This is a genomic window from Kitasatospora cheerisanensis KCTC 2395 (assembly GCF_000696185.1).
GTDB lineage: Bacteria > Actinomycetota > Actinomycetes > Streptomycetales > Streptomycetaceae > Kitasatospora > Kitasatospora cheerisanensis.
Genome location: NZ_KK853997.1, coordinates 3,181,369 through 3,204,851, shown reverse-complemented (window position 1 = coordinate 3,204,851; position 23,483 = coordinate 3,181,369). Strand labels below are relative to the sequence as shown.

Annotated in this window: 17 protein-coding genes, 1 rRNA gene, 1 pseudogene and 2 other annotated features; of the genes and pseudogenes, 10 read left to right on the top strand and 9 right to left on the bottom strand. The window is 72.6% G+C overall.

The genetic code is table 11. The features are described 5' to 3' along the window. Nucleotides 1–92 precede the first annotated feature (92 nt). Nucleotides 93–464 (top strand) — a sequence feature (23S ribosomal RNA rRNA prediction is too short). 10 nt (nt 465–474) lie between these two features. Beyond that, nucleotides 475–1,338, top strand: a sequence feature (23S ribosomal RNA rRNA prediction is too short). Nucleotides 1,339–1,429: 91 nt separating this feature from the next. After that, nucleotides 1,430–1,546, top strand: a 5S ribosomal RNA gene (gene rrf, locus KCH_RS14415). A 107-nt stretch (nt 1,547–1,653) separates the two neighbouring features. Here the strand turns inward: rrf and KCH_RS14410 are convergent. The 6 genes from KCH_RS14410 to KCH_RS14385 form a co-directional block, all read right to left on the bottom strand. Next, nucleotides 1,654–2,889, bottom strand: coding sequence for a hypothetical protein (locus KCH_RS14410; protein ID WP_035863212.1), 1,236 nt, complete (start codon nt 2,887–2,889; stop codon nt 1,654–1,656). A 29-nt stretch (nt 2,890–2,918) separates the two neighbouring features. Further along, nucleotides 2,919–4,232: a DUF58 domain-containing protein gene (locus KCH_RS14405; RefSeq protein WP_035863209.1), complete on the bottom strand. Its 1,314-nt coding sequence runs from the start codon at nt 4,230–4,232 to the stop codon at nt 2,919–2,921. Between the two features lie 86 nt (nt 4,233–4,318). Continuing rightward, a complete protein-coding gene (locus KCH_RS14400) occupies nt 4,319–5,323 on the bottom strand; it encodes an AAA family ATPase (RefSeq protein ID WP_051653076.1) in 1,005 nt (334 codons plus the stop codon). After that, nucleotides 5,302–6,453 carry a DUF4350 domain-containing protein gene (locus tag KCH_RS46045; protein ID WP_051653075.1) on the bottom strand — a complete coding sequence of 384 codons (1,152 nt, stop codon included), beginning with the start codon at nt 6,451–6,453 and terminating at the stop codon, nt 5,302–5,304. The genes KCH_RS14400 and KCH_RS46045 overlap by 22 nt, the downstream gene beginning before the upstream one ends. A gap of 87 nt (nt 6,454–6,540) precedes the next feature. Then, nucleotides 6,541–7,215, bottom strand: coding sequence for a DUF4129 domain-containing protein (locus tag KCH_RS14390; RefSeq protein WP_035863201.1), 675 nt, complete (start codon nt 7,213–7,215; stop codon nt 6,541–6,543). 5 nt (nt 7,216–7,220) lie between these two features. Beyond that, nucleotides 7,221–8,300 (bottom strand): DUF7847 domain-containing protein, encoded by a 1,080-nt coding sequence (locus KCH_RS14385; RefSeq protein ID WP_051653074.1) that lies wholly within the window; start codon nt 8,298–8,300, stop codon nt 7,221–7,223. Nucleotides 8,301–8,525: 225 nt separating this feature from the next. On the opposite strand from KCH_RS14385, the gene mtrA reads away from it, so the two are divergent. From mtrA to KCH_RS14370, 3 genes are read left to right on the top strand one after another with little or no spacing between them, the layout of a single operon-like run. After that, entirely contained in the window at nt 8,526–9,203 is a 678-nt protein-coding gene (gene mtrA, locus KCH_RS14380; RefSeq protein WP_030459579.1) for an MtrAB system response regulator MtrA, read from the top strand. Nucleotides 9,204–9,214: 11 nt separating this feature from the next. Beyond that, nucleotides 9,215–11,305, top strand: coding sequence for an MtrAB system histidine kinase MtrB (mtrB, locus tag KCH_RS14375; protein WP_425268769.1), 2,091 nt, complete (start codon nt 9,215–9,217; stop codon nt 11,303–11,305). Then, nucleotides 11,280–13,136 (top strand): LpqB family beta-propeller domain-containing protein, encoded by a 1,857-nt coding sequence (locus tag KCH_RS14370; RefSeq protein WP_035863193.1) that lies wholly within the window; start codon nt 11,280–11,282, stop codon nt 13,134–13,136. Before mtrB ends, KCH_RS14370 begins: the two co-directional genes overlap by 26 nt. A 206-nt stretch (nt 13,137–13,342) precedes the next feature. Here KCH_RS14370 and KCH_RS14365 read toward each other — a convergent pair whose 3' ends face one another. Further along, on the bottom strand, nt 13,343–13,897 hold the full coding sequence (locus KCH_RS14365) for a hypothetical protein (RefSeq protein WP_063750152.1): 555 nt from the start codon (nt 13,895–13,897) through the stop codon (nt 13,343–13,345). 369 nt (nt 13,898–14,266) lie between these two features. Between KCH_RS14365 and hpf the strand changes: the two genes are divergently transcribed. Then, nucleotides 14,267–14,959, top strand: a complete 693-nt coding sequence (gene hpf, locus KCH_RS14360; RefSeq protein ID WP_035863188.1) for a ribosome hibernation-promoting factor, HPF/YfiA family — start codon at nt 14,267–14,269, stop codon at nt 14,957–14,959. Nucleotides 14,960–15,140: 181 nt separating this feature from the next. Continuing rightward, nucleotides 15,141–15,866, top strand: coding sequence for a response regulator (locus KCH_RS14355; protein ID WP_035863186.1), 726 nt, complete (start codon nt 15,141–15,143; stop codon nt 15,864–15,866). 18 nt (nt 15,867–15,884) lie between these two features. On the opposite strand, the gene KCH_RS14350 is transcribed toward KCH_RS14355, so the two are convergent. After that, the gene (locus tag KCH_RS14350) at nt 15,885–17,051 is read right to left on the bottom strand and encodes a winged helix-turn-helix domain-containing protein (protein ID WP_035863182.1); all 1,167 of its coding nucleotides are present in this window, start codon (nt 17,049–17,051) and stop codon (nt 15,885–15,887) included. A gap of 219 nt (nt 17,052–17,270) precedes the next feature. Here KCH_RS14350 and secA point away from each other — a divergent pair, with 219 nt between their 5' ends. Beyond that, on the top strand, nt 17,271–20,048 hold the full coding sequence (gene secA / locus KCH_RS14345) for a preprotein translocase subunit SecA (protein ID WP_035863180.1): 2,778 nt from the start codon (nt 17,271–17,273) through the stop codon (nt 20,046–20,048). Nucleotides 20,049–20,162: 114 nt separating this feature from the next. On the opposite strand, the gene KCH_RS46040 is transcribed toward secA, so the two are convergent. Beyond that, complete coding sequence (locus tag KCH_RS46040) at nt 20,163–20,969, bottom strand: Rv3235 family protein (protein ID WP_279635868.1); 807 nt, start codon at nt 20,967–20,969, stop codon at nt 20,163–20,165. Between KCH_RS46040 and KCH_RS14335 the strand changes: the two genes are divergently transcribed. From KCH_RS14335 to KCH_RS14325, 3 genes and pseudogenes are all read left to right on the top strand, one after another. After that, a complete protein-coding gene (locus tag KCH_RS14335) occupies nt 20,968–21,477 on the top strand; it encodes a DUF6912 family protein (protein WP_035863176.1) in 510 nt (169 codons plus the stop codon). The two genes, KCH_RS46040 and KCH_RS14335, sit on opposite strands and share 2 nt — an antisense overlap. 286 nt (nt 21,478–21,763) lie before the next feature. Next, nucleotides 21,764–22,147 carry a hypothetical protein gene (locus KCH_RS14330; protein WP_051653953.1) on the top strand — a complete coding sequence of 128 codons (384 nt, stop codon included), beginning with the start codon at nt 21,764–21,766 and terminating at the stop codon, nt 22,145–22,147. Between the two features lie 114 nt (nt 22,148–22,261). Further along, nucleotides 22,262–23,445, top strand: a pseudogene (locus KCH_RS14325) (MFS transporter). The last annotated feature ends 38 nt before the right edge of the window (nt 23,446–23,483 follow it).

The following is a 23,483-nucleotide window of genomic DNA, read 5'->3' as shown; positions in this document are numbered from 1 at the left end:
GATCCTATGCTGTCGAGAAAAGCCTCTAGCGAGTTTCATGGCGGCCCGTACCCCAAACCGACTCAGGTGGTCAGGTAGAGAATACCGAGGCGTTCGGGTGAACTGTGGTTAAGGAACTCGGCAAAATGCCCCCGTAACTTCGGGAGAAGGGGGGCCATTGCTGGTGATGGGACTTGCTCCTTGAGCTGGTGGTGGCCGCAGAGACCAGCGAGAAGCGACTGTTTACTAAAAACACAGGTCCGTGCGAAGCCGTAAGGCGATGTATACGGACTGACGCCTGCCCGGTGCTGGAACGTTAAGGGGACCGGTTAGTCCGACTTCGGTCGGGCGAAGCTGAGAACTTAAGCGCCAGTAAACGGCGGTGGTAACTATAACCATCCTAAGGTAGCGAAATTCCTTGTCGGGTAAGTTCCGACCTGCACGAATGGCGTAACGACTTCTCGACTGTCTCAACCACAGGCCCGGTGAAATTGCATTACGAGTAAAGATGCTCGTTTCGCGCAGCAGGACGGAAAGACCCCGGGACCACTATAGCTTGATATTGGTGTTCGGTTCGGCTTGTGTAGGATAGGTGGGAGACTTTGAAGCAGCAACGCCAGTTGTTGTGGAGTCGCCGTTGAAATACCACTCTGGTCGTGCTGGATGTCTAACCTGGGTCCGTGATCCGGATCAGGGACAGTGTCTGGTGGGTAGTTTAACTGGGGCGGTTGCCTCCTAAAGGGTAACGGAGGCGCCCAAAGGTTCCCTCAGCCTGGTTGGCAATCAGGTGTTGAGTGTAAGTGCACAAGGGAGCTTGACTGTGAGACTGACGGGTCGAGCAGGTACGAAAGTAGGGACTAGTGATCCGGCGGTGGCTTGTGGAAGCGCCGTCGCTCAACGGATAAAGGTACCCCGGGGATAACAGGCTGATCTTCCCCAAGAGTCCATATCGACGGGATGGTTTGGCACCTCGATGTCGGCTCGTCGCATCCTGGGGCTGGAGTAGGTCCCAAGGGTTGGGCTGTTCGCCCATTAAAGCGGTACGCGAGCTGGGTTTAGAACGTCGTGAGACAGTTCGGTCCCTATCCGCTGTGCGCGTAGGAGTGTTGAGAAGGGCTGTCCCTAGTACGAGAGGACCGGGACGGACGAACCTCTGGTGTGCCAGTTGTCCTGCCAAGGGCATGGCTGGTTGGCTACGTTCGGGAGGGATAACCGCTGAAAGCATCTAAGCGGGAAGCCTGCTTCGAGATGAGCACTCCCACCTCCTTGAGAGGGTAAGGCTCCCAGTAGACGACTGGGTTGATAGGCCGGATATGGAAGCCCTGTGAGGGGTGGAGTTGACCGGTACTAATAGGCCGAGGGCTTGTCCTCAGTTGCTCGCGTCCACTGTGTTGTTCTGAAACAACGACCCCCACGAACACTCGTGTGGGTGGTGACAGTTTCATAGTGTTTCGGTGGTCATAGCGTGAGGGAAACGCCCGGTTACATTCCGAACCCGGAAGCTAAGCCTCACAGCGCCGATGGTACTGCAGGGGGGACCCTGTGGGAGAGTAGGACGCCGCCGAACAATTTTTCAGGGAAAGCCCCTCGCCTTCTGGCGGGGGGCTTTCTCGCGTTCACGGCCCGGAATTCGCCGGCGAGCCCCGCATGCCATGCACCCGGGGCTCGGACGACTCAGTTCTCCTCGTCGTTCTGACGTCGGCGGAGCACCCGCCCGGCGAGGCCGTTCGACAGTTTGCCGGTCACCGCCCTGGCCCGGTCGAAGGTCTCGGTGCCGAGACGCTTGGCGGCGTCGACGCCCTCGGCTCCCGTTTCGAGCACCTTGTTCCGGGCCTCCGTGGCCGCGTCCACCCAGCGGCGGGCGTCCAGTGACTGCTGGTCGTGCTCGATGCCGAGCCGGCCGCGGAAGGCGACGACGGCGGTGGCGACCTGGTTGCCCGAACTGACCACGGCGGGGGAGGCGGTCGGGTGGAGCAGGACCTTGGTGTTGGCGGTACCGACGGCCGCGTCGACGCGGGCCAGCAGGCGTTCGGTGCAGCGGGCGATGAGCTCGGTGCGGTTCTGCCGGGCGGTGCGGATGGCGAGGCGGTGCAGGTCCAACTCGTCCGGCGAGGCGTCCAGGACGCGGTCGAGTTCCAGGACGGCGATGGCGTCCTGGAGTTGGAAGCAGCGGGCCAGGACGGCGAGCCACTCCCGGACGGTGGACTCGGCGTCCTTGGAGGCTTTGGCGAGGTCGCCGATCCTGGTCTTCTGCTCCATCTTCTCGGCGAGCGCGTCGAGTTGGCGCAGTGCGTAGGCCTGGGTGCGGGCGATGGTGACGGAGGTGAGCGAGACCTTGGCCCAGGTGACTTCGGAGACCCGGCCGACCTGTTCCCGGACGGCCAGGCCCTCCTCGATGACGAAGCCGGCACCGATCATGTCGGCCACCACCGCGTCCTTCTGGGCGCGGAGCACGTCGTCGACCTTTTCGTCGATGGTGGCGAGGTAGTCGGTGATCTCGTCCATGGTCTGCTGCATGGCGAGTTGCGCCATGAGCCCGGCGGCGCCGGCCAGGACGGCGGGGTTGGAGAGCAACGAGCCCGGTGTCCGCACCAGTTCGAGGATGCCCTTGGTCCTGCCGTTCTCCATCAGCACCGCTCGGCTGCTGCCCGGGCCCGAACCCTTCATCAGTTTGTGCTTCTGGAGGGCCTTCGCGGACTTCTCGGTCAGCTTCACCCAGCGGCCGGAGTTGGCGGCGATCTCGGAGGCCGCCTGGGCGGCTCCGGAGGCCGCTCCGAAGGCCGAGCCGAGGCGCGGCAGGCCGAGGTCCTGCGAGGGGAGGCCTTCGGAGAGGAGGAAGCGTTCGACCGCGGCCGGGTCGCCGATGACCGCCAACCCGTCGCCGTCGCTGATCAGTTGAAGGTCGTTCATGGTCGGCTCCCGAGCTGGCGACAGGTGGGTCAGAGGCGGCCGGCGGCCTTGAGGGTGAGGTAGGTGTCGGCGAGGGCGGGGGCGATGGCCTCGGGCGGGGCGTCGAGGACGGTGATGCCGCGGCGGGTGAGGAGGTCTGCGGTGCGGCGGCGGTCGGCGCGGGTCTGTTCGGCGGCGGCGGCGCCGTAGACGTCGCGCACGGTGGTGCGGGGGGTGTTGACGAGTTCGTCGAGGCGCGGGTCGGCGACGGAGGCGAGGACGACCTCGTGGCGCTTGGTGAGCAGGGGGAGTTGGGGCAGCAGGCCGTCCTCGATCTGGTGGGCGTCGAGGCCGGTGAGGAGGACGATCAGGGAGCGGTGGGGGGCCATCCGGAGGGCGGTGGAGACCATGGCGCGCAGGTCGGTCTCGATCAGGGCGGGTTCCAGGAGGGCCATCGCGTCGGTGAACGCGGGGAGGATCTCGGAGGGGGAGCGTCCGGCGACGGCGGTCCGGCGGTGGCGGTCGTGGGCGAGCAGGTCGACGCGGTCGCCGGCCTTGGTGGCGAGGGCGGTGAGCAGCAGGGCGGCGTCGAGGGCGGCGTCCAGGCGGGGGGCGTCGCCGACGCGGCCGGCGGAGGTGCGGCCGGTGTCGAGGACGACGAGGACGTGCCGGTCGCGTTCGGGGCGCCAGGTGCGGACGGCGACGACGCTGCGGCGGGCGCTGGCCCGCCAGTCGATGGAGCGGACGTCGTCGCCGGGGAGGTACTCGCGCAGGGAGTCGAACTCGGTGCCCTGACCGCGGGTCAGGACGGAGGTGCGGCCGTCGAGTTCGCGCAGGCGGGCGAGGCGGGACGGGAGGTGCTTGCGGCTGGCGAACGGCGGCAGGGCGCGGACCCGCCAGGGGGCGTCGAGGTTGGCCTGCCGGCCGGCCAGGCCGAGCGGGCCGAGCGAGCGGACGGTGACCTTGCCGCTGTGGTGGTCGCCGCGCCGGGTGGGGGCGAGCCGGGTGGTGAGGCGGCGGCGTTCGCCGGCGGGGATGGCGACGGTGTGCCGGGAGGCGGTGAGGGAGCTGCCGGGGGCCCAGGCGGAGGGGTACCAGGCGTCGCGGATCCGGGCGCGCAGCGGGCGGCGGGACGGGTTGCCGACGAGCAGGTCGACGTCGACGGCCTCGCCGAGGCGGACGCTGGGGTTGCCGGAGCGTTCCAGGGTGAGGCGGCGGACGGGGGCGGCGAGCACCAGGTCGGTGGCGATCGCGGCGAGCAGCGGCAGCATGACCACGGCGATGCGGGTCCAGGAGGGGAGCACGAGGCCGACCAGGAGGGCGCCGAGGGCGGCGATGAGGGCCGTGCGGCCGGTCAGGGCCATGGGGTGCTGGGCTCGCTTTCTGGAGCAGTGGACGCGTCGGGCCGGCCTGCGGGCCGGGGGAGGGGTGCTCCCCTGGCGGTGGGCGGTCAGCGCGGCGCGGGCGTCTGGGCGAGGACGGCCTGGATGACGCTGTCGGCGGTGGTGCCTTCCATCTCGGCCTCGGGGCGGAGCTGGATGCGGTGCCGGAGGGTGGGCAGGGCGAGGGCTTTGACGTCGTCGGGGGTGACGTAGTCGCGGCCGGCCAGCCAGGCCCAGGCGCGGGAGGTGTTGAGCAGGGCGGTGGCGCCGCGGGGGGAGACGCCCATGGCGAGCGAGGGCGAGTTCCGGGTGGCGCGGACCAGGTCGACGATGTACGCGAGGATCTCGGGGGAGACGGTGAGGGCCCCGATCTCGGCGCGGGCGGTGGCCAGGTCGGCGGGTCCGGCGACGGGGCGGACGCCGGCCGAGGCGAGGTCGCGCGGGTCGAAGCCGGTGGCGTGCCGGGAGAGGACCTGGAACTCCTGGTCGCGGGTGGGCAGCGGCAGGATCAGCTTGAGCAGGAAGCGGTCGAGCTGGGCCTCGGGCAGCGGGTAGGTGCCCTCGTACTCGACGGGGTTCTGGGTGGCGGCGACGAGGAACGGGTCGGGGAGCTTGCGGGGCTCGCCGTCGACGGTGACCTGCTTCTCCTCCATGGCCTCCAGCAGCGCGGCCTGGGTCTTGGGCGGGGTGCGGTTGATCTCGTCGGCGAGCAGCAGGTTGGTGAAGACCGGGCCGGGCTGGAAGGAGAACTCGGCGGTGCGGGTGTCGTAGACGAGGGAGCCGGTGACGTCGCCGGGCATCAGGTCGGGGGTGAACTGGATGCGCTTGGTCTCGACGTCCAGGGCGGTGGCGAGGGTGCGGACCAGCAGGGTCTTGGCGACGCCGGGGACGCCTTCGAGCAGGACGTGGCCGCCGCAGAGCAGCGCGACGACCAGGCCGGTGACGGCGGCGTCCTGGCCGACGACGGCCTTGGCGATCTCGTCGCGCAGGCCGGTGAGGGCGGCGCGGGCGTCGCGGGTGCGGCCGGGGTCGGTCTTGGTGAGCTGGTCGGTCACGGCTGTCGTACCTGCCATTCGATGTCGTCGAGTTCGTCGGCGAGCCGCAGCAGGGCGGCGTCGTCGGTGGGGGCCGGGCCGTACAGCAGGTGCTGGAGGTCGGCTGCGGGGCGTCCGAGCCGGGCGGCGGCGGCCTCGGTGAGGGCGGTCGGTTCGGGGTCCCCGGCGGTGTGCGGGAGGCCGAGGGCGGCGGCGGCCCGGCGGCGGGTGGCGCGGCGCAGGGTCTCGGCGGCGTGGCCGCGGGCGTTCGCGCGGTGGTAGAGCCGGGCGCGGCCCTCGGTGGTCTCGGAGGCGCGGACCACGGCGGGCAGCCGTTCGCTGAGCACGGGGCCGAGCCGGCGGGCGCGCCAGACCACGGCGAGCAGCGCGGCGAAGGTGAGCTGCAGGGCGGCCCAGTGCCAGCCGGACGGGATCAGTTCGTCGATGGTCTTGTGGCCGCCGGTGGCGGTGGCGGCGACGTTGTGGCCGGGGGTCTGCCAGACCAGTTGGCGGTGGGCGCCGAACAGGCCGAGGGCGAGTGCGGCGTTGCCCTCGCGGTCGAGGCGTTCGTTGGTGAACGGCCGGGCGCTGCCGACGACGACCACCTGCTGGGTGCCGGTGGTGCGGCTGACCAGGGAGCGGCGGGTGCCGCCGTGCGGGTAGCAGCCGGTGTCGGAGGGGCCGGGGTCGTAGCTCTGGCCGCCGAGCTGGGCGGCGCCGGCGTTGACCGCCTCGGGGAGCTTGCAGGACGGCTCGACGGGGGTGTTGCCGTCGGCGTCGGAGTAGTAGGTGGAGATGCCCGGGCTGAAGGCGTTCAGGACGGGCTGGTCGGGGGCGACCAGCACCAGCCGGCTGCGGGCGCCGCGGTGCAGGGCGGCGAGCCGGGCGAGTTCCTGGTAGGGCAGCTCGTCGGGGTAGCTGAGGACGACGGTGGTGTCGTCGGCGCGCAGGGCGGCGGTGAGTTCGCTCTCGGAGGTGGCGGTGCGGCTGGTGACGCCGCGCTGCTGGAGGAGCTGGTCGGCGGCGCGGGTGCCGCCGGGGGCGCCGGAGCGCGGGTCGAGCGGCGCGTAGGAGTCGGAGCCGGGGATGCCGGCGACCATGGTGCCGACCAGCAGCAGGGCGAGGCCGGAGAGCAGCCACCAGCGCCAGCGCCGCCACAGGGCGCGCACGGTGGCGCGGGGGCGGCGGCGGGTGCGGGGCCGGGTCCGGCGGGCGGTTCCGCGGGGTCGGCCGTGGCGGGCGGGGTGCGGTGGTGGTCATGCGGTTCCTCCGCCGGCGGCCACGGGGGTGGGGCGGGTGCGTTCGAGGGCGCGGTCGAGGTCGGCGAGGAGCCGGTAGGCGGGCTCGTCGGCGGTCCGTTCGCCGAACGCGATGTCGTCGAACAGCCTTGCGGCGGAGGCGAGTTCGCGGGCGCGTTCGGGGAGGGCGCGGCCGGCTTCGGCGGCGGCCTCGTCGGCGGTGCGGCCGGGGCGCGGGTCGAGGACGGTGCGCTCCTCCAGGCCGCGGACCAGGGCGCGCATCTGCTCGCGGACGGCGTCGGCCCAGTCGCCGCGGGCGGCGTGCCCGGCGGCGGCCTCGCGGTGCTGGGCGGCGCTGCGCGGCCCGTCGGCGGCGAACAGCGTGCCGGTGGAGCGGGCTTCGCGGCGGGGCGCGCCGTAGCGCCGCCAGAGCAGCACGGCGACGACCGCGACGATGACGACCAGCACGGCCAGGGCGGCGCCGTCGCCGCCGCCGAGCGGGGCGCCGGCGCCGTTGAACAGCTCGTCGAGCCGGTCCTGGAGCCAGGTCAGGAAGCGGTCGACCAGGCCGGGTTCGTGCTGGTGGTAGACGGCCTTGCGGAGTTCTTCGTGCGCGGCGTCGCGGGCGGCGTCGCGCGGCACGGTCACCGGGACGCCGTCCGCGAGCAGCGTCCCTCCCCCCCGGAGTCCCATGGTCGTCAGGCTCCCGGCGGGGTGTACTGGCCCGGGACGGGCGCGGCGGGTGCGGGCGCGTAGTGGCCGGGCAGGCCGGCGGCGCGGGCGAGTTCGAGGTCGAGGGCCTCGCGGCGGATCCGCTGGTCGACGTAGAGCAGGCCGAGCAGGGCGCCGGTGAGCGGGATGGTGAGGGTCTTCGCGAGGGTGCCGCAGACCGCCATGATGGCGATGCTGACCGCGGCGGCGCCGTCGGAGGCGTCGGGGGTGCCCGGGGTGCCGCCGATCAGCATCGCGACGATCTCGCCGGGGACGGTGAGCACCGCGGAGAGCAGCCCGACGCAGAGGCTGAACAGCAGCACGGCGCCGAAGATCCGCCACCAGGAGCCGCGAACCAGGTGCCAGGAGCGCTTGAGGGAGCCGAGGACGGTCTGCTTCTCCAGGACCAGCGCGGGGGCGGCGAAGGACAGCTTGACGCCGATCCAGAGCGCGGGCACCAGGGCGGGCGGGGTGAGGATCAGCAGGGCGGGCTCGTCGCCCCGGACGGCCAGCAGGATGATCGGGACGATCAGGCCGGCGAGCGAGCCGAGCATGATCAGGGTGTGCAGCAGGGCCAGGCCGATCAGCCGGCCGAGGTGCGGCCGGGCCTGCGCCCAGGCCTCCTTGGGGCCGGTGTCGCGGCCGAGCAGGCTGTTGCCGATGACGGGCGTGAGCAGGCCGGTGGAGATCACGCCGGCGAGCATGGCCAGCGGGTACGTGTAGTAGGAGGAGAACGTCGCCTGCAGTTCGGTGCCGGAGACGTGGATCCACCAGGAGACGCCGGCCTGGACCAGTTCGAGGACGCAGGCCAGCACCAGGCTGAGCCCGAACGCGGTCTTCCAGTAGCGGCGGACGAGGGCGAACGCGCCGTCCATCAGTTCGGCGAAGCCGAGCGGGCGCAGCGGGACGATGCCGGGCGTCGGGCCGTGCGGCGGGGCCGGTGCGGGGTGCGGCGGCAGGGGGGCGGCGGTGGCCTGTGGTGCCTGGGGAGCCTGGTGGCCGGATTCGGGCGCTCCGGGTGCGGGCTCGGGAGAACCGGGTGAAGTCCAACCCGGGGTCTCGGTCATCGACGCTCCTCGTCGGGGCACCCTGGGACGGGTGCTTCGGGGTGCTTATCGTGCCATGGTGCGCACGCGGACCCCAGGGGTATCCCGTTGCTGATCGACAACGGTCCGGGCATGGCCGCGGAGCCGATACCTTTGCGATGGTATGACTGGTTCGGCCGGCGGTCGGGGGGCGGCAAAGGAACGGCTGTGCGTCAGGTCACATTCGCGTGATGAGAAGATGGAGCCATGAAGGGACGTGTCCTCGTCGTCGATGACGACACCGCACTGGCCGAGATGCTCGGCATCGTGCTGCGTGGTGAGGGTTTTGAGCCGTTTTTCGTCGCGGACGGGGACAAGGCGCTGGCCGCCTTCCGGGAGACCAAGCCGGACCTCGTACTGCTCGACCTGATGCTGCCCGGACGGGACGGCATCGACGTGTGCCGCCAGATCCGGGCCGAGTCGGGCATTCCGATCGTCATGCTGACCGCGAAGACCGACACGGTCGACATCGTGGTCGGCCTGGAGTCCGGCGCCGACGACTACGTGACGAAGCCGTTCAAGCCCAAGGAGCTGGTCGCCCGGGTCCGGGCCCGGCTGCGCCGGGCCGAGGAGCCCACGCCCGAGCAGTTGACCATCGGTGACCTGGTGATCGACGTCGCCGGGCACTCGGTCAAGCGCGAGGGCCGCGGCATTCCGCTGACCCCGCTGGAGTTCGACCTGCTGGTCGCGCTGGCCCGCAAGCCCTGGCAGGTGTTCACCCGCGAGGTGCTGCTGGAGCAGGTCTGGGGCTACCGGCACGCCGCCGACACCCGGCTGGTCAACGTGCACGTGCAGCGCCTGCGCTCCAAGATCGAGAAGGATCCGGAGCGCCCCGAGATCGTGGTCACCGTCCGCGGCGTCGGCTACAAGGCCGGGCCCAGCTGAGGATGAGCGAAGTGCAGGCTGAGGCCTCCCCGTCGGACGAGTTCGCCGACGGGGAGGCCGCTGTGCGCGGCGACGTGCTGAGCTCCACCACCGGCCGGCCCCGCCGGCGGCGCTGGTGGACGGCGCTGCTCGCGCCGGTGACCCGCCAGTTCCGCCGCCCGGTCGGCCGGGCGCTGGCGCTGTACCGCCGCTCGATCCAGCTGCGGGTGGTCGCGGCGACGCTGCTGCTGTCGTTCGTGCTGGTGCTGGTGCTCGGCGTGGTGGTGGTCGCCCAGGTCCGCAACGGCCTGCTGGAGGCCAAGCAGAAGGCCGCCCACGGGCAGGCCATCGGCGGCTTCCAGATCGAGCAGGACAAGATCAACGAAGCGATCAACCTGCAGGCCAAGGCCGGTGCGACCGCCGACCCGACCCGCGACCAGATCAACGCCTGGCTGACCAAGCAGGTCTCCGACCTGGCGTCCGGCGGCGCCGGCGTCTACTCGGTGATCGCCATCGCCCCCGGCGGCCAGGAGGAGAGCGCCTCCAGCGCCGGCCTGCGCGGCGCCCGCTACTCGGGCTCGATCCTGCCCGACTCGATCACCCCCGAGCTGCGCGCCCTGGTCGCCGCCGAGCCGTCCGTCCCGCACGAGCAGCCGGTCAAGCTGCACCGCGCCCCGGACAGCCAGGCCAAGCCCGACGACAACAAGGGCCTGGCGATCGGCAAGCAGTTCACCGGCCCCGACGGCAACCCGTACCAGCTGTACTACGTGTTCTCCTTCTACCAGGAGACCAGCACCCTCAACCTGGTGATCGGCACCCTGGCCACCGCCGGGCTGTTCCTGGTCATCCTGCTGGGCTGCATCGCCTGGCTGGTGGTCCGCCAGGTCGTCACCCCGGTGCGGATGGCGGCCGGGATCTCCGAGCGGCTGGCCGACGGGCACTTCGACGAGCGGATGAAGGTCACCGGCACCGACGACATCGCCCGCCTCGGCGACTCGTTCAACCGGATGGCCAACGGCCTCCAGGCGCAGATCCGCAAACTGGAGGAACTCTCCCGGGTCCAGCGGCGGTTCGTCTCCGACGTCTCGCACGAGCTGCGCACCCCGCTGACCACGGTGCGGATGGCCGCCGACCTGATCTACGACAGCCGCGAGGACCTGGACCCGATGGCGGCCCGCTCCGCGGAACTGCTCCAGGACCAGCTCGACCGCTTCGAATCGCTGCTCGCCGACCTGCTGGAGATCAGCCGCTTCGACGCCGGCGCGGCCATCCTGGACGCCGAACCCGTCGACCTGCGCGACATCGTCACCCGCGTCGTCGAGGCCGCCGACCCGCTGGCCCGCGCCAAGGGCAGCGCGGTGCTGATCCGCGGCGGCGAGAACCCGGTGATCGCCGAGGTCGACAGCCGCCGGATCGAACGCATCCTGCGCAACCTGGTGGTCAACGCGCTCGAACACGGCGAGGGCCGGGACGTGGTGATCCGGCTCGGCGCGGGCGACGGCGCGGTCGCCGTCGGCGTGCGCGACTACGGCATCGGCCTCAAGCCCGGCGAGGCCTCCCGGGTCTTCCACCGGTTCTGGCGCGCCGACCCGTCCCGGGTCCGCACCACCGGCGGCACCGGCCTCGGCCTGTCCATCGCGGTCGAGGACGCCCACCTGCACGGCGGCTGGCTGCAGGCCTGGGGTGAGCCCGGCGGCGGCTCGCACTTCCGGCTCACCCTGCCGCGCACCCGCGGCGGCGAGATCTCCCGGGCCCCGTTCCGGCTGGAGCCGGAGGACTCCCGGCACAACCGCGGCATGTCCTCGGTCGGCGCGCCCTACCGGCGCGCGGTGCGCGGCGGCGAGTCCACCGCCGTCCCGGAGACCCCGGACGCCGAGCGGCACACCTTCGGCTCCGGCCTCGGCGGCGTGCTCAGCATCGGCCCCGGCCTCGGCCGGCCGAGCGCCGTCCCGGTGGCCGACCCGTCCGACGTCCGCGCCGGAGCCGCCGGTTACGGTGCCACCGGTGCGCAGATCGTGGTGGACCGCAGCGGCCGCCCGACCCACCCGGCCCCGCCCGCACCGGACGGCGCCGAGACCGACCAGGAGGGGACCACCGGTGCACAGGAACGACAGGACGGCTGAGCGACGGACCCGCGCGCTGGGCGGCGCCGCCCTGCTCGCGGCCGCCGCCACCGGGTGCGTCGCGATGCCCTCCGGCGGCGCGCCGCAGCGCCTCGGCGCACCGCAGGGCGCCGCCGACGGCGTCCAGGTGCACGTCTACCCGGTCGCCCCGCACCGGGGCGAGAGCCCCGGCGACCTGCTGGCCGGCTTCCTCGACTCCTCCAACGCGGACCAGGCCGACTACGACACCGCCAAGCAGTACCTGACCCCGGACGCCGCCAAGCGCTGGCGCCCCGACGCGCAGGTGGTGGTGCTGGCCGAGGCCCCGCACCTGAGCCACCCCGTCCCGGCGCAGGACGCGACCACCGCGCAGCTCAGCGTCAGCGGCACCCAGGTCGCCGAACTCGACGGCCGGCACACCTACCAGGCCCGCTCCGGCGACGCCTACCAGCAGGACTTCACCTTCGTGAAGGTCGCCGAGGGCCCCGACGCCGGCCAGTGGCGGATCGACGCGCTGCCCGACGGGCTGATCGTCGACCAGACCAACTTCAAGAACACCTACAAGCCGGTCCACCGGTACTTCTTCGCCGCCCCCGACCCGACCAGCGAACGCGCCCAGGCCAACCCGGTGCTGGTCGCCGACCCGATCTACCTGCGCCGCCGAATAGACCCGCTCACCGAGGCCGCCCAGGCTACCGCCGACGGGCCCTCCCAGTGGCTGCGCCCGGTGGTCACCTCCAAGCTCGACGGCATCAAGGTGCTCGGCGTCACCGCCGGCGACAACCGGGTCGCCACCGTCAAGGTGGACGGCACCGACCTCGGCAAGAACCAGACCGGCTGCCGGCAGATGGCGCAGCAGCTCTTCCAGACCCTGGTCGACCAGCAGGGCAAGCTGGACCGGCTCGACCTGTCCACGCCCAAGAACGGCGGCTGCACCATCACCGCCGCCGAGGCCGCGCAGGTCGCGCCCGGCGTGCTGGCCGGCGGCGCGAACGGCACGCAGGCCTACATCCAGCTCACCGACGGCCGCCTCACCCGCTACCTGGACGGCATGGAGCCGGCCCCCGTCCCCGGCGTGCTCGGCCAGGTCTCGCAGAACGGCCAGCCCAGGATCGGCGAACTCGCCGTCCGCCGGGACGGCAACGCCGCCGCGGTGATCGCCAACGACGGCCGCAACCTGTTCCGCACCGGCCTGACCGAGACCGACAAGTACGGCGAGTCCGTCACCTCCAGCCGCGCCCCGCAGCCCGGCCAGGGCCTGGCCTCGCCCAGCTGGGACGGCCGCCAGGACCTGTGGCTGGTCGACCGCGACCCGGCCGCGCCCAAGGTGCTGATGGTCCGCGACCGCACCGTCGTCCCCGTGACGGTCGACGACCTCGACGGGCGTTCCGTGCAGTCGCTGCGGATCTCCTCCGACGGCACCCGGATCGCGCTGCTGCTGCGCCGCGGCAACGGCCCGACCACGCTGGCCCTCGGCCTGGTCACGCACAGCGGCACCGCCGCCGCGCCGGCCGCCCGGATCACCGCGGTGCGCGACATCGCCCCGCAGCTCACCGAGGTCGCCGCCGTCTCCTGGGGCGACGCCGACCAGCTGGTGGTGCTCGGCAAGGAGGCCGACCGGCTGCAGCAGCTGCACTTCCTGGGCACCGACGGCTCGCAGTCCACCGACTCCCCGCTGCAGGGCGGCGAGTCGATGACGGCGCTGTCCGCCACCGAGGCCCGCGGGCAGAGCGACCAGGTCAGCCCGGCCGTGCTGACCGCCTCCGGGCGCGGCCTGTACCGGCTGAAGGACAACCAGTGGCACGAGGTGCCCAGCAAGGCCCCGGCCGGCGCCTTCATCTACCCGGGCTGAGCCCCGCCTCCCCGGCCGGCGCACCCCGCCGGCCCGGGCCGGGCCGCGCCGGGCGACCGCCGCCACGGTGGCCGCCGCCCGCGGCGGGCAGCCCGCCGCGCGCAGCGCCCGGGCCGCCTCGGCGAGGCTCGCCCCGGTGGTGACCAGGTCGTCCACCAGCACCAGCCGGTGCCCGGCCAGCGGCGCGGCCAGCCGGGCCGGCACGGTCAGCGCCCCGTGCAGGTTGCGGTGCCGCTCGGCCGCGCCCAGCCCCGCCTGGTCGGCGACCGGCCGGGCCTGCCGCAGCACCGGGGCGACCAGCGTGGCCACCCCGCCGCGGCGCAGTTCGCGGGCCGCGGCCCGGGCCAGCCGCAGCATCGGGTCGTGGCCGCGGGCCCGGGTGGCGGCCCGGGCGGACGGCACCGGCACCAGCAGCAGCGGGCGGCGCCCGCACCGGTGGCGGACCGGACCGCGGCGGCCAGCGCCCGGCCGAGCGGGGCGGCCAGCCGGAGCGCGCCGCGTTCCTTGTGGGCGATCAGCAGCTGGCGCACCGGCCCGGCGTAGGGGGCGGCGGCGTGCACCGGCGGCAGGCCGGGCGGCGGGCGGACCGGCCCGGCCGGCCCGGCGGCGGTGCCGTCGATCAGCGCGCGGCAGGGCGGGCACAGGCCGGTGGCGCCGTCGCCGCAGCCGGCGCAGCGGGCGGGGATCAGCAGGTCGAGCAGGGCGGCGAGGATCGGTGCGGGTCCGGATCCGGGCCGGTGGGCGGTGCTGCGGCTCGTCACGGAACCCCTCCGGAACGCTCGCCGGGCGGCGACTTCAGCCATACGGTGGGCGGTGTCAGGCGTGTTGTCCAGTCGTTCACCACTGTTTCACCCGTAGGAGGGTAAACAGGGGGGAACAGCCGGACCGCCGACCGCCCGTCGGTACGTTCGTTCGACTGGGGAGGCGAGATCCCCGGGTGAGGTGTTGCATGAGGGCTCCAGGGGTTTCGAACGCTCCTGGTGGGGAGGAAGTGAGGTAAGGGGCCGGCGGTTCTCGCGGGTCTCCCGGGCGGTGTTCCGGGGGCGGGCGGTGACCGGCTGGTCCGGCTGGGTCTCACGCCGGTCCGGGACGCACTCCGGGCCGGTCAGCACAAGGGATCGGAGTTCTGCGTGGACATCGTCGTCAAGGGCCGCAAGACCGAGGTGCCCCAGAGGTTCCGCGAGCACGTGGCCGAGAAGCTGGAGAAGGTCCAGAAGTTCGACGCCAAGGCGATCAGCCTGGACGTCGAGGTGTCCAAGGAGCACAACCCGCGGCAGGCCGACCGCTCCGACCGGGTGGAGATCACCCTCCGCAGCCGGGGCCCGGTGATCCGGGCCGAGGCGTCCGCCAACGACCCGTGGGCCGCGCTCGACCTGGCCTCGGCGAAGCTGGAGGCGCAGCTGCGCAAGTCCGCCGACCGCCGCCGGGTGCACAAGGGCGGCACGAACGGGCGCGGCCCGGTGAGTGTCGCCGCCGCGACCGCCGCGTTGGCCGAGCTGCCCGCGACGGAGGCCACCGAGGGCGTCAACGGCGCGGTCCGCAAGACGCTGGCGGGCAGCCTGGAGGTCGAGGGGGACGGGCCGCTGGTGGTCCGCGAGAAGACCCACTCCGCCGCGCCGATGTCGCTGGACCAGGCGCTGTACGCGATGGAGCTGGTGGGCCACGACTTCTACCTGTTCCAGGAGAAGGACAGCGGCCTGCCGAGCGTGGTCTACCGCCGGCACGGCTACCACTACGGCGTGATTCACCTGAAGGAGGACGGGGCCGCGGCGGTGGACTTCGCCGGGGCCGGGGGCGCGATCAACGGTCCCGACGAGGAGTGACCGGCGGGCCGCGGCCCGGCGGACGGAGGGCCCGGTGACCCCGGCGGCCGTGAACGGCCGCCGGGGTCACCGGCGTTCGGGAGTCACCCAGCCGGGCGGTTCGGCGGCGCAGGGTGATCGCACGCCGTCCGGGGCGTGGAATGATGGGCGCGTCACGTGACCGGAGGGCGGGGGAGGGCGGATGGGGGAGCTTTCGCGCGAGGGCCTGGGCCCGGAGGACGCCGGCTGGTCGCCGCGCCGCGCGGAGCCGATCCGGGTGCTGGTGGTGGACGACCACGCGCTGTTCCGCCGCGGCCTGGAGATCGTGCTCGCCGAGGAGGACGACATCCGGGTCATCGGCGAGGCCGGGGACGGCGCGGAGGCCGTGCTGAAGGCCGCCGACCTGCTGCCCGACATCATCCTGATGGACGTCCGGATGCCCCGGCGCAGCGGCATCGAGGCGTGCACCGCGATCAAGGACGTGGTGCCCAGCGCCAAGATCATCATGCTGACGATCAGCGACGAGGAGGCCGACCTCTACGAGGCGATCAAGGCGGGGGCGACCGGCTACCTGCTGAAGGAGATCTCCACCGACGAGGTGGCCACCGCGATCCGCGCGGTGGCCGACGGCCAGTCGCAGATCAGCCCGTCGATGGCGGCCAAGCTGCTGACCGAGTTCAAGTCGATGATCCAGCGCCGCTCCGACGACCGGGAGCTGGTGCCCGCGCCCCGGCTGACCGACCGGGAGCTGGAGGTGCTCAAGCTGGTGGCCACCGGGATGAACAACCGGGAGATCGCCAAGGAGCTGTTCATCAGCGAGAACACCGTGAAGAACCACGTGCGCAACATCCTGGAGAAGCTCCAGCTGCACTCCAGGATGGAGGCCGTGGTGTACGCGATGCGTGAAAAGATCCTCGAAATAGGCTGAGCGGATCCTGAGGGCCCGTCAGCCCAGCAGCTTCTCCAGCTCCGGGCGCAGTGCCTCGTCGTCCAGCCGCTCCACCCGGACGTCCGAGCAGCCCACCCAGGTGGCGGCCTCGCGCAGCGCCTCGGCCAGTGCGGGCACCGAGCGCGGGCCGTCCAGCGAGACCTGGCGGGCCACCAGGGTGGCGCCCTCGCGGGCCGGGTCGACCCGGCCGACCAGGCGGCCGCCGGCCAGCAGCGGCATCGCGAAGTAGCCGTGCACCCGCTTGTGCTTGGGGGTGTACGCCTCCAGCCGGTGGCTCATGCCGAAGATCCGCTCGGTGCGCGGGCGGTCCCAGATCAGCGAGTCGAACGGGGACAGCAGGGTGGTGCGGTGCCGGCCGCGCGGCTCCGACTCCAGCGCCGCCGGGTCCGCCCAGGCCGGGGCGGACCAGCCCTCCACCGCGACCGGGACCAGGCCGGAGGCCGGCAGCGCCGCGTCCACCTGGGCGCCCTTCAGGCGGTGGTAGTCCATCAGGTCGGCCCGGGTGGCCACCCCGAGCGCGGCGCCGGCCTGCGCGACCAGCCGCTCCAGGCACTCGGCGTCGCTCGGGTCCTGCTCGAACAACTCGCCGGGGACGGCCCGTTCTGCCAGGTCGTAGACGCGCTTCCAGCCCCGCCGCCGGGTGACCACCACGTCCCCGAAGGCCAGCGCCCGCTCCACGGCGATCTTGGTGTCGGACCAGTCCCACCACTCGGCGGTCTTCTTCGCCCCGCCGAGGCCGGTCGAGGTCAGCGGGCCCTCGGCCCGCAGCTGGTCGACGACCTGCGCGTACACCTGCTCCGACACCGGGTGGCCCCAGACCCGGCCCTTGGCCCGGTTGGCGCGGCGGCGGAACGCGAACAGCGGCCACTCCTCGATCGGCAGGATGCAGGCGGCGTGCGACCAGAACTCGAAGGCCGTGCCGTGCCCCCAGTACGCCTCCTCGACCGGCCGCCGGCCGACCGCGCCGAGCCGGGCGTACGGCACCAGTTCGTGCGAGCGGGCGAGCACCGAGATGGTGTCCAGCTGGACGGCGCCGAGCAGGCGCAGCACGCCGCGGGCGCCCGCGCGGCGGTCGGGCTGTCCGAGCAGACCCTGGGCGCGCAGTGCGAGCCGGCGGGCGTGGTCGGCGGAGATCCGGACGGTCGGGGCAGGGGTCGCGGCCATGGGGCGAGGCTAGGACAGGGCACTGACAGAGCGGCCGCGCCCGAGCGCTTTGACCGTTTGTACCCTGCTTCGGCCGATGTGCTCCCACGGGTGACACAGGAATAGCGTGCTGACGGACCTCCCGGCCGCTCGGCCTCCTCGCATACGATGGCCCGTACGGTGGGGTGGACTCCTCACCGGCAGTCATCCAGAGCCGATCCAGGCAAGGAGCCCGCTCACGTGTCCGTCTTCGACAAGATCCTGCGCGCAGGCGAGGGCAAGATCCTCCGCAAGCTGCAGCGGATTGCCGCCCAGGTCAACTCGATCGAAGAGGACTTCGTCAACCTCACCGACGCCGAGCTGCGCGCACTGACCGACGAGTACAAGGCCCGGCTGGCCGACGGTGAGAGCTTGGACGACCTCCTCCCCGAGGCGTTCGCCACCGTCCGCGAGGCCGCGAAGCGCGTGCTGGGCCAGCGCCACTACGACGTGCAGATCATGGGCGGCGCCGCGCTGCACCACGGCCACGTCGCCGAGATGCGCACCGGCGAGGGCAAGACCCTGGTCGGCACCCTGCCCGCGTACCTGAACGCGCTGACCGGCAAGGGCGTGCACCTGATCACCGTCAACGACTACCTCGCCGAGCGCGACTCGGAGTGGATGGGCCGGGTGCACCGCTTCCTGGGCCTCGAGGTCGGCGTGATCCTGGCGAACATGTCGCCGGCCGAGCGCAAGCGCCAGTACGCGATGGACATCACGTACGGCACCAACAACGAGTTCGGCTTCGACTACCTGCGCGACAACATGGCCTGGTCGCAGGACGAACTGGTCCAGCGCGGCCACAACTTCGCGATCGTCGACGAGGTCGACTCGATCCTGATCGACGAGGCCCGCACCCCGCTGATCATCTCCGGCCCGGCCGACCAGGCCACCAAGTGGTACAGCGACTTCGCCAAGCTGGTCCAGCGCCTCAAGATCGAGCGCGACTACGAGGTCGACGAGAAGAAGCGCACCGTCGGCATCCTGGAGGACGGAGTCACCCGGGTCGAGGACTACCTGGGCATCGACAACCTCTACGAGTCGGTGAACACCCCGCTGGTCGGCTTCCTGAACAACGCCATCAAGGCGAAGGAGCTGTACAAGCGGGACAAGGACTACGTCGTGATCAACGGCGAGGTCATGATCGTCGACGAGCACACCGGCCGCATCCTGGCCGGCCGCCGCTACAACGAGGGCATGCACCAGGCGATCGAGGCCAAGGAAGGCGTCGAGGTCCAGAACGAGAACCAGACGCTGGCCACCATCACCCTGCAGAACTTCTTCCGCCTCTACGACAAGCTGTCCGGCATGACCGGTACCGGCACCACCGAGGCGGCCGAGTTCCACCAGATCTACAAGCTCGGCGTCGTCCCGATCCCGACCAACAAGACCCCCAAGCGGATCGACCAGCCGGACCTGATCTACAAGTCCGAGCCGGCCAAGTTCGCCGCCGTGGTCGAGGACATCGCCGAGCGCCACGAGAAGGGCCAGCCGGTCCTGGTCGGCACCGTCTCGGTCGAGAAGTCCGAGTACCTGTCCCAGGAGCTGCGCAAGCGCGGCATCCCGCACGAGGTGCTGAACGCCAAGCACCACGAGCGCGAGGCGCAGATCGTCGCCCAGGCCGGCCGCAAGGGCGCCGTCACCGTCGCCACCAACATGGCCGGCCGCGGCACCGACATCATGCTCGGCGGCAACCCCGAGCACCTGGCCGCCGCCGAGCTCGCCCAGCGCGGCATCACTCCCGAGGAGACCCCGGAGGAGTACGAGGCCGCCCTCCCGGCCGCGATGGAGAAGGCCAAGACCGCGGTCAAGGCCGAGCAGGAGGAGGTGCAGGAGATCGGCGGCCTGTACGTCCTGGGCACCGAGCGCCACGAGTCCCGCCGGATCGACAACCAGCTGCGCGGCCGCTCCGGCCGCCAGGGCGACCCGGGCGAGTCCCGGTTCTACCTGTCGCTGGGCGACGACCTGATGCGCCTCTTCAAGGCCGGCATGGTCGAGCGCGTGCTCTCCATGGCGAACGTCCCCGAGGACGTGCCGATCGAGTCGAAGATGGTCACCCGCGCCATCGCCTCCGCGCAGACCCAGGTCGAGCAGCAGAACTTCGAGATCCGCAAGAACGTCCTCAAGTACGACGAGGTCCTCAACCGCCAGCGCGAGGTCATCTACGGCGAGCGCCGCCGCGTCCTGGAGGGCGAGGACCTGCAGGAGCAGGTCGGCCACTTCATGGACGACACCGTCGCCGCCTACGTCGACGCCGCCACCGGCGAGGGCTTCGAGGACGACTGGGACCTCGACAAGCTGTGGACCGCCCTCAAGCAGCTCTACCCCCTCTCCCTCGACCTCGACGAGCTGGAGGAGGACGCCGCGGAGAACGGCGGGCTCACCTCCGAGTACCTCACCAAGGTCATCCAGGAGGACATCGCCGCGGCCTACGGCCGGCGCGAGGACCAGCTCGGCGAGCAGATCATGCGCGAGCTGGAGCGCCGCGTCGTCCTCTCGGTGCTGGACCGCCGCTGGCGCGAGCACCTCTACGAGATGGACTACCTGCAGGAGGGCATCGCGCTGCGCGCCTACGCCCAGCGCGACCCGCTGGTCGAGTACCAGCGCGAGGGCTTCGACCTGTTCTCCGCGATGATGGAGGGCATCAAGGAGGAGTCCGTCGGCTACCTGTTCAACCTGGAGGTCCAGGTCGAGCAGCAGGTCGAGGAGGTCCCGGTTCCGGACGACGAGCAGGTGCTGCTCGAGAAGCTGGAGAAGGACGCCACCGTCCCCGCCGCCCGCCCGGAGATCCGCGCCAAGGGCCTGGAGGCCCCCGAGCGCAAGAAGCTCCACTACATCGCCCCGTCCGACGAGGTCGGCGGCGGCGTGGTCGAGGGCGACTTCGACGACGACGGGGTCGTCGCGGACGGCGACGGCCTGACCCGCGCCGAGCGCCGCAAGGCGGCCAAGGCCGCGAAGGGCCGCCGCCGCAAGGGCTGACCCGGCACCGCCTCCTGACGGGGCGTCACCTCCTTCCCGGGGGTGACGCCCCGTCTGCTGTGCTGCGGGCGGTGCGGAGGATCGGTACGGGCCGGGGCGGCTCGGTGGCGGGGGTCAGCGGGCCTCGATGGCGGCGCACTGCCACTGGCCGGTGCGGGTGTGCTGTTCGAGGCGGAAGGCCAACATGTGGTGGCGGGGGCCGAGTTGGACCCGGACGCAGGCCTCGACGGCGCCCGGCACGGGGGCCGAGTCGTGGACGTGGCCGAGGCGCGGCTGCCAGGAGCGGCCGCGCGGGCGGAGGGGGCCGCTGCGGGTGAGGGAGGCGAGCTGGTGGAAGCCCGGCAGGGTGGTGTGCCGCTGCAACTGGTGCACCGGGCGGACCCCGCAGAGCACCTCGACCAGCCGGCGCGCGAAGCGGGTGGCCAGGTCGCTGTGGCCGGTCCGGGACGGGGCGACGCTGTGCGGCCGGGCCGGGCGCCCGCCCTCGCAGGCCGCCCGGGGCTGCGGACGGTCCGCGCGGCCTCCCCGACCGGGTGCGGGTGCCGGACGGGGCGTCGGGCGGAGTGCACCGGGTGGACCAGCGGACGGATGCGGGGGCCGGGCGTCCGGGTGAGCTGCTCGGTCATCGGGTCCTTCTCGGTGGTCGGGGCGGTGTGCCTCCTTGCTACCGGGCGCGGGACGCCGCGCCCAAGCCGCGCCCCGCAGGCGCGGGACGGCCGGGAATTTCACCCGTGCGGGTGAGCTTCGCAGCGGCGGCAGGGCTCCGGCGGGCCCAGCCGGTCGCCGAGTTGACGCACGGCCAGTACCTCGGCGGCACCAAGGGGGACACCGACCGTCCCCTGACCGGCCCAGCGGGCGAGGGCGGCCGGCGGGCTGCGTATTCTTGGTCCGTCGCACTGTGACCGAGAAGGGTGCCCCCATGCGCGTGTACGTGCCCACCACGTTGAACGACCTGGCGGTGGCGCACCCCGAGGGGGTCCTGGAGCAGAGCGTGGCGTACGCGGTGACCCCGGCGCTGCGCGAGTGGTACGTCAGCGACGACCTGGAGGAGCTGGAGTACGCGGCGCTCAACCGGGCCGCGCTGTCCTCCGTCCGGCTGCTGGCCGCCGACCCGAAGGCGCCGCGCCGGCGCGTGGTGGTGGCCGTCGAGGTCGCCGACTCCGCCGTCACGCCGTTCCCCGGCGACGAGTACCAGGACCAGGCGTCGCTGGGCCGCGTGGTGCTGGCCGGCCCGGTCCGGCTGGCGAAGGCCGCCGCCGTGCACGCCGACGACGCCGACCCGGACGTCGAGGCCGACGTGGCCGCCGCCGCGGACGCGATCGTCGCCGCCGACCGGGGCGACCAGGACGCGCAGTTCACCGTGGACGGAGCCGAGGACCACGAGCTGCTCTGGTTCGCCACCCAGGAGATCCCCGGCCTGATCGCCTGACCGCCGTACCGCTTCCCGAGGACCCCGCCCCGGCCCCGCCGGTGCGGGGTCCTCGTGCATGCCGGCCGCATGACATCTGTCATGGCGGGCCGGTGAGCGCAGGCCCTGGGAGCGCGGCCCGGCCGACCGGCACAGTGGTGTGCACCGCCGGCGAGGGGCCGGGGAGGGCGCAGCGGAGGACGGGGGACGTCATGAGCAGCATCGTGATCGGCGCGGAGGCGGCGGACGCAGTGGAGGCGGCGGAGGCCGTCGCGGTCGGGGCGGGGTGGTGCCGAGCGTCGCGGAGATGCGGCTGCCGGTGTGGTTCTTCGGCTTCGAGGGCGTGCTGGCCGGGGCGTTCGACCTGCTGCGGGCCTTCCCGTCGGCCTGGCCGGCGCTGGTGGCGCTGGCCGCCGTGAACCTGGCGGTGTCGCTGACGATGCTGCGCACCCGGCTGAAGCTGGCGAAGCTGCTGTGGCGCGGCAAGGGCACCCGGAAGGTGGCGTTCGCGCTGATCGGGCTGCGGATCGGCAGTCACGTGCTGCTCGGGGCGCTGGGGACGGCGGTGGCGTCGACCCTCGGGCACGTGCTGTTCGCGCTGGTGATGGCGGTGGCGACGGTCGGGCTGCTGGCCTACGTGCAGCGGACCGCGCTGGCCGCGCTGCTGGCGGCGGGGAAGGTCGCCGCCTGAGCCTCCGCCGGGCGGGTGTGCGGCGTCTGCAATCATTGCGCTTGCAAGTTAATGCGCATGCAATTATTGTCGAAGCTCGTAAGGTGCATCGGCAATTGCATGGAGGACGGCGTCATGCCTCTCGCGCTCCTCGCCCTGGCCATCGGGGCGTTCGGCATCGGGACCACCGAGTTCGTGATCATGGGGCTGCTGCCCGAGGTCGCCGCGGACTTCGGGGTGTCGATCCCCACCGGCGGACTGCTGGTCACCGGCTACGCGATCGGCGTGGTGGTCGGCGCACCGCTGATGACCGTCCTCGGCACCCGGATCAGCCGCAAGCGGATGCTGATGCTGCTGATGGGCCTGCTCGCCGCCGGCAACCTGCTCTCCGCGCTCGCGCCGACCTTCGGCGCGATGCTCGCCGGGCGGATCGTCGCCTCGTTCGCGCACGGCGCGTTCTTCGGGATCGGCTCGGTGGTCGCCGCCGAACTCGTCGCCCCCGAGAAGAAGGCCGGCGCGATCGCCACCATGTTCACCGGCCTGACGGTCGCCAACATCGTCGGCGTGCCGCTCGGCACCTTCGTCGGCCAGAGCGTCGGCTGGCGGACCACCTTCGCGGTCGTCGCGGTGCTCGGCGTGGTCGGCCTGCTCGGCATCGCCCGGCTGGTGCCCGACCTGCCCCGGCCCGAAGGCGCCCGGCTGCGCCGGGAGCTGGCCGCGTTCCGGAACGTCCAGGTGGTGCTGGCGATGGCGATGACCGTGCTCGGCTTCGGCGGGGTGTTCGCCGCGATCACCTACCTGGCGCCGATCATGACCGAGGTCGCCGGGTACTCCGACGGCGCGATGACCTGGCTGCTGGTGCTGCTCGGCATCGGCATGTTCCTCGGCAACCTGCTCGGCGGCCGGTTCGCCGACCGCCGGCTGATGCCGATGCTGGTCACCGCGCTCGGCGGCCTGGCCGCCGTCCTCGCCCTGTTCACCGTCACCGCGCACAACCGGGCCGCCGCCGCCGTCACCCTGCTGCTGATCGGCGCGCTCGGCTTCGCCACCGTCCCGCCGCTGCAGAAGCGGGTCCTGGACCAGGCGCACGGCGCGCCCACGCTGGCCTCCGCGATGAACGTCGGCGCGTTCAACCTCGGCAACGCGCTCGCCGCGTGGCTCGGCGGCGCCGTCGTCTCGGCCGGCCTCGGCTGGACCGCCCCGCCTGGGTCGGCGCCCTGCTCGCCGCCTCCGCGCTGGCCCTGGCCGTCCTCTCCGCCGCGCTGGACCGCCGGGAGCCGGCCCGCGCCGCCGTCCGCGTCCCCGCCCTGCACCACTGACCCCGCCGGCCCTCCGCCGCGCCGCACCGACCACCGAC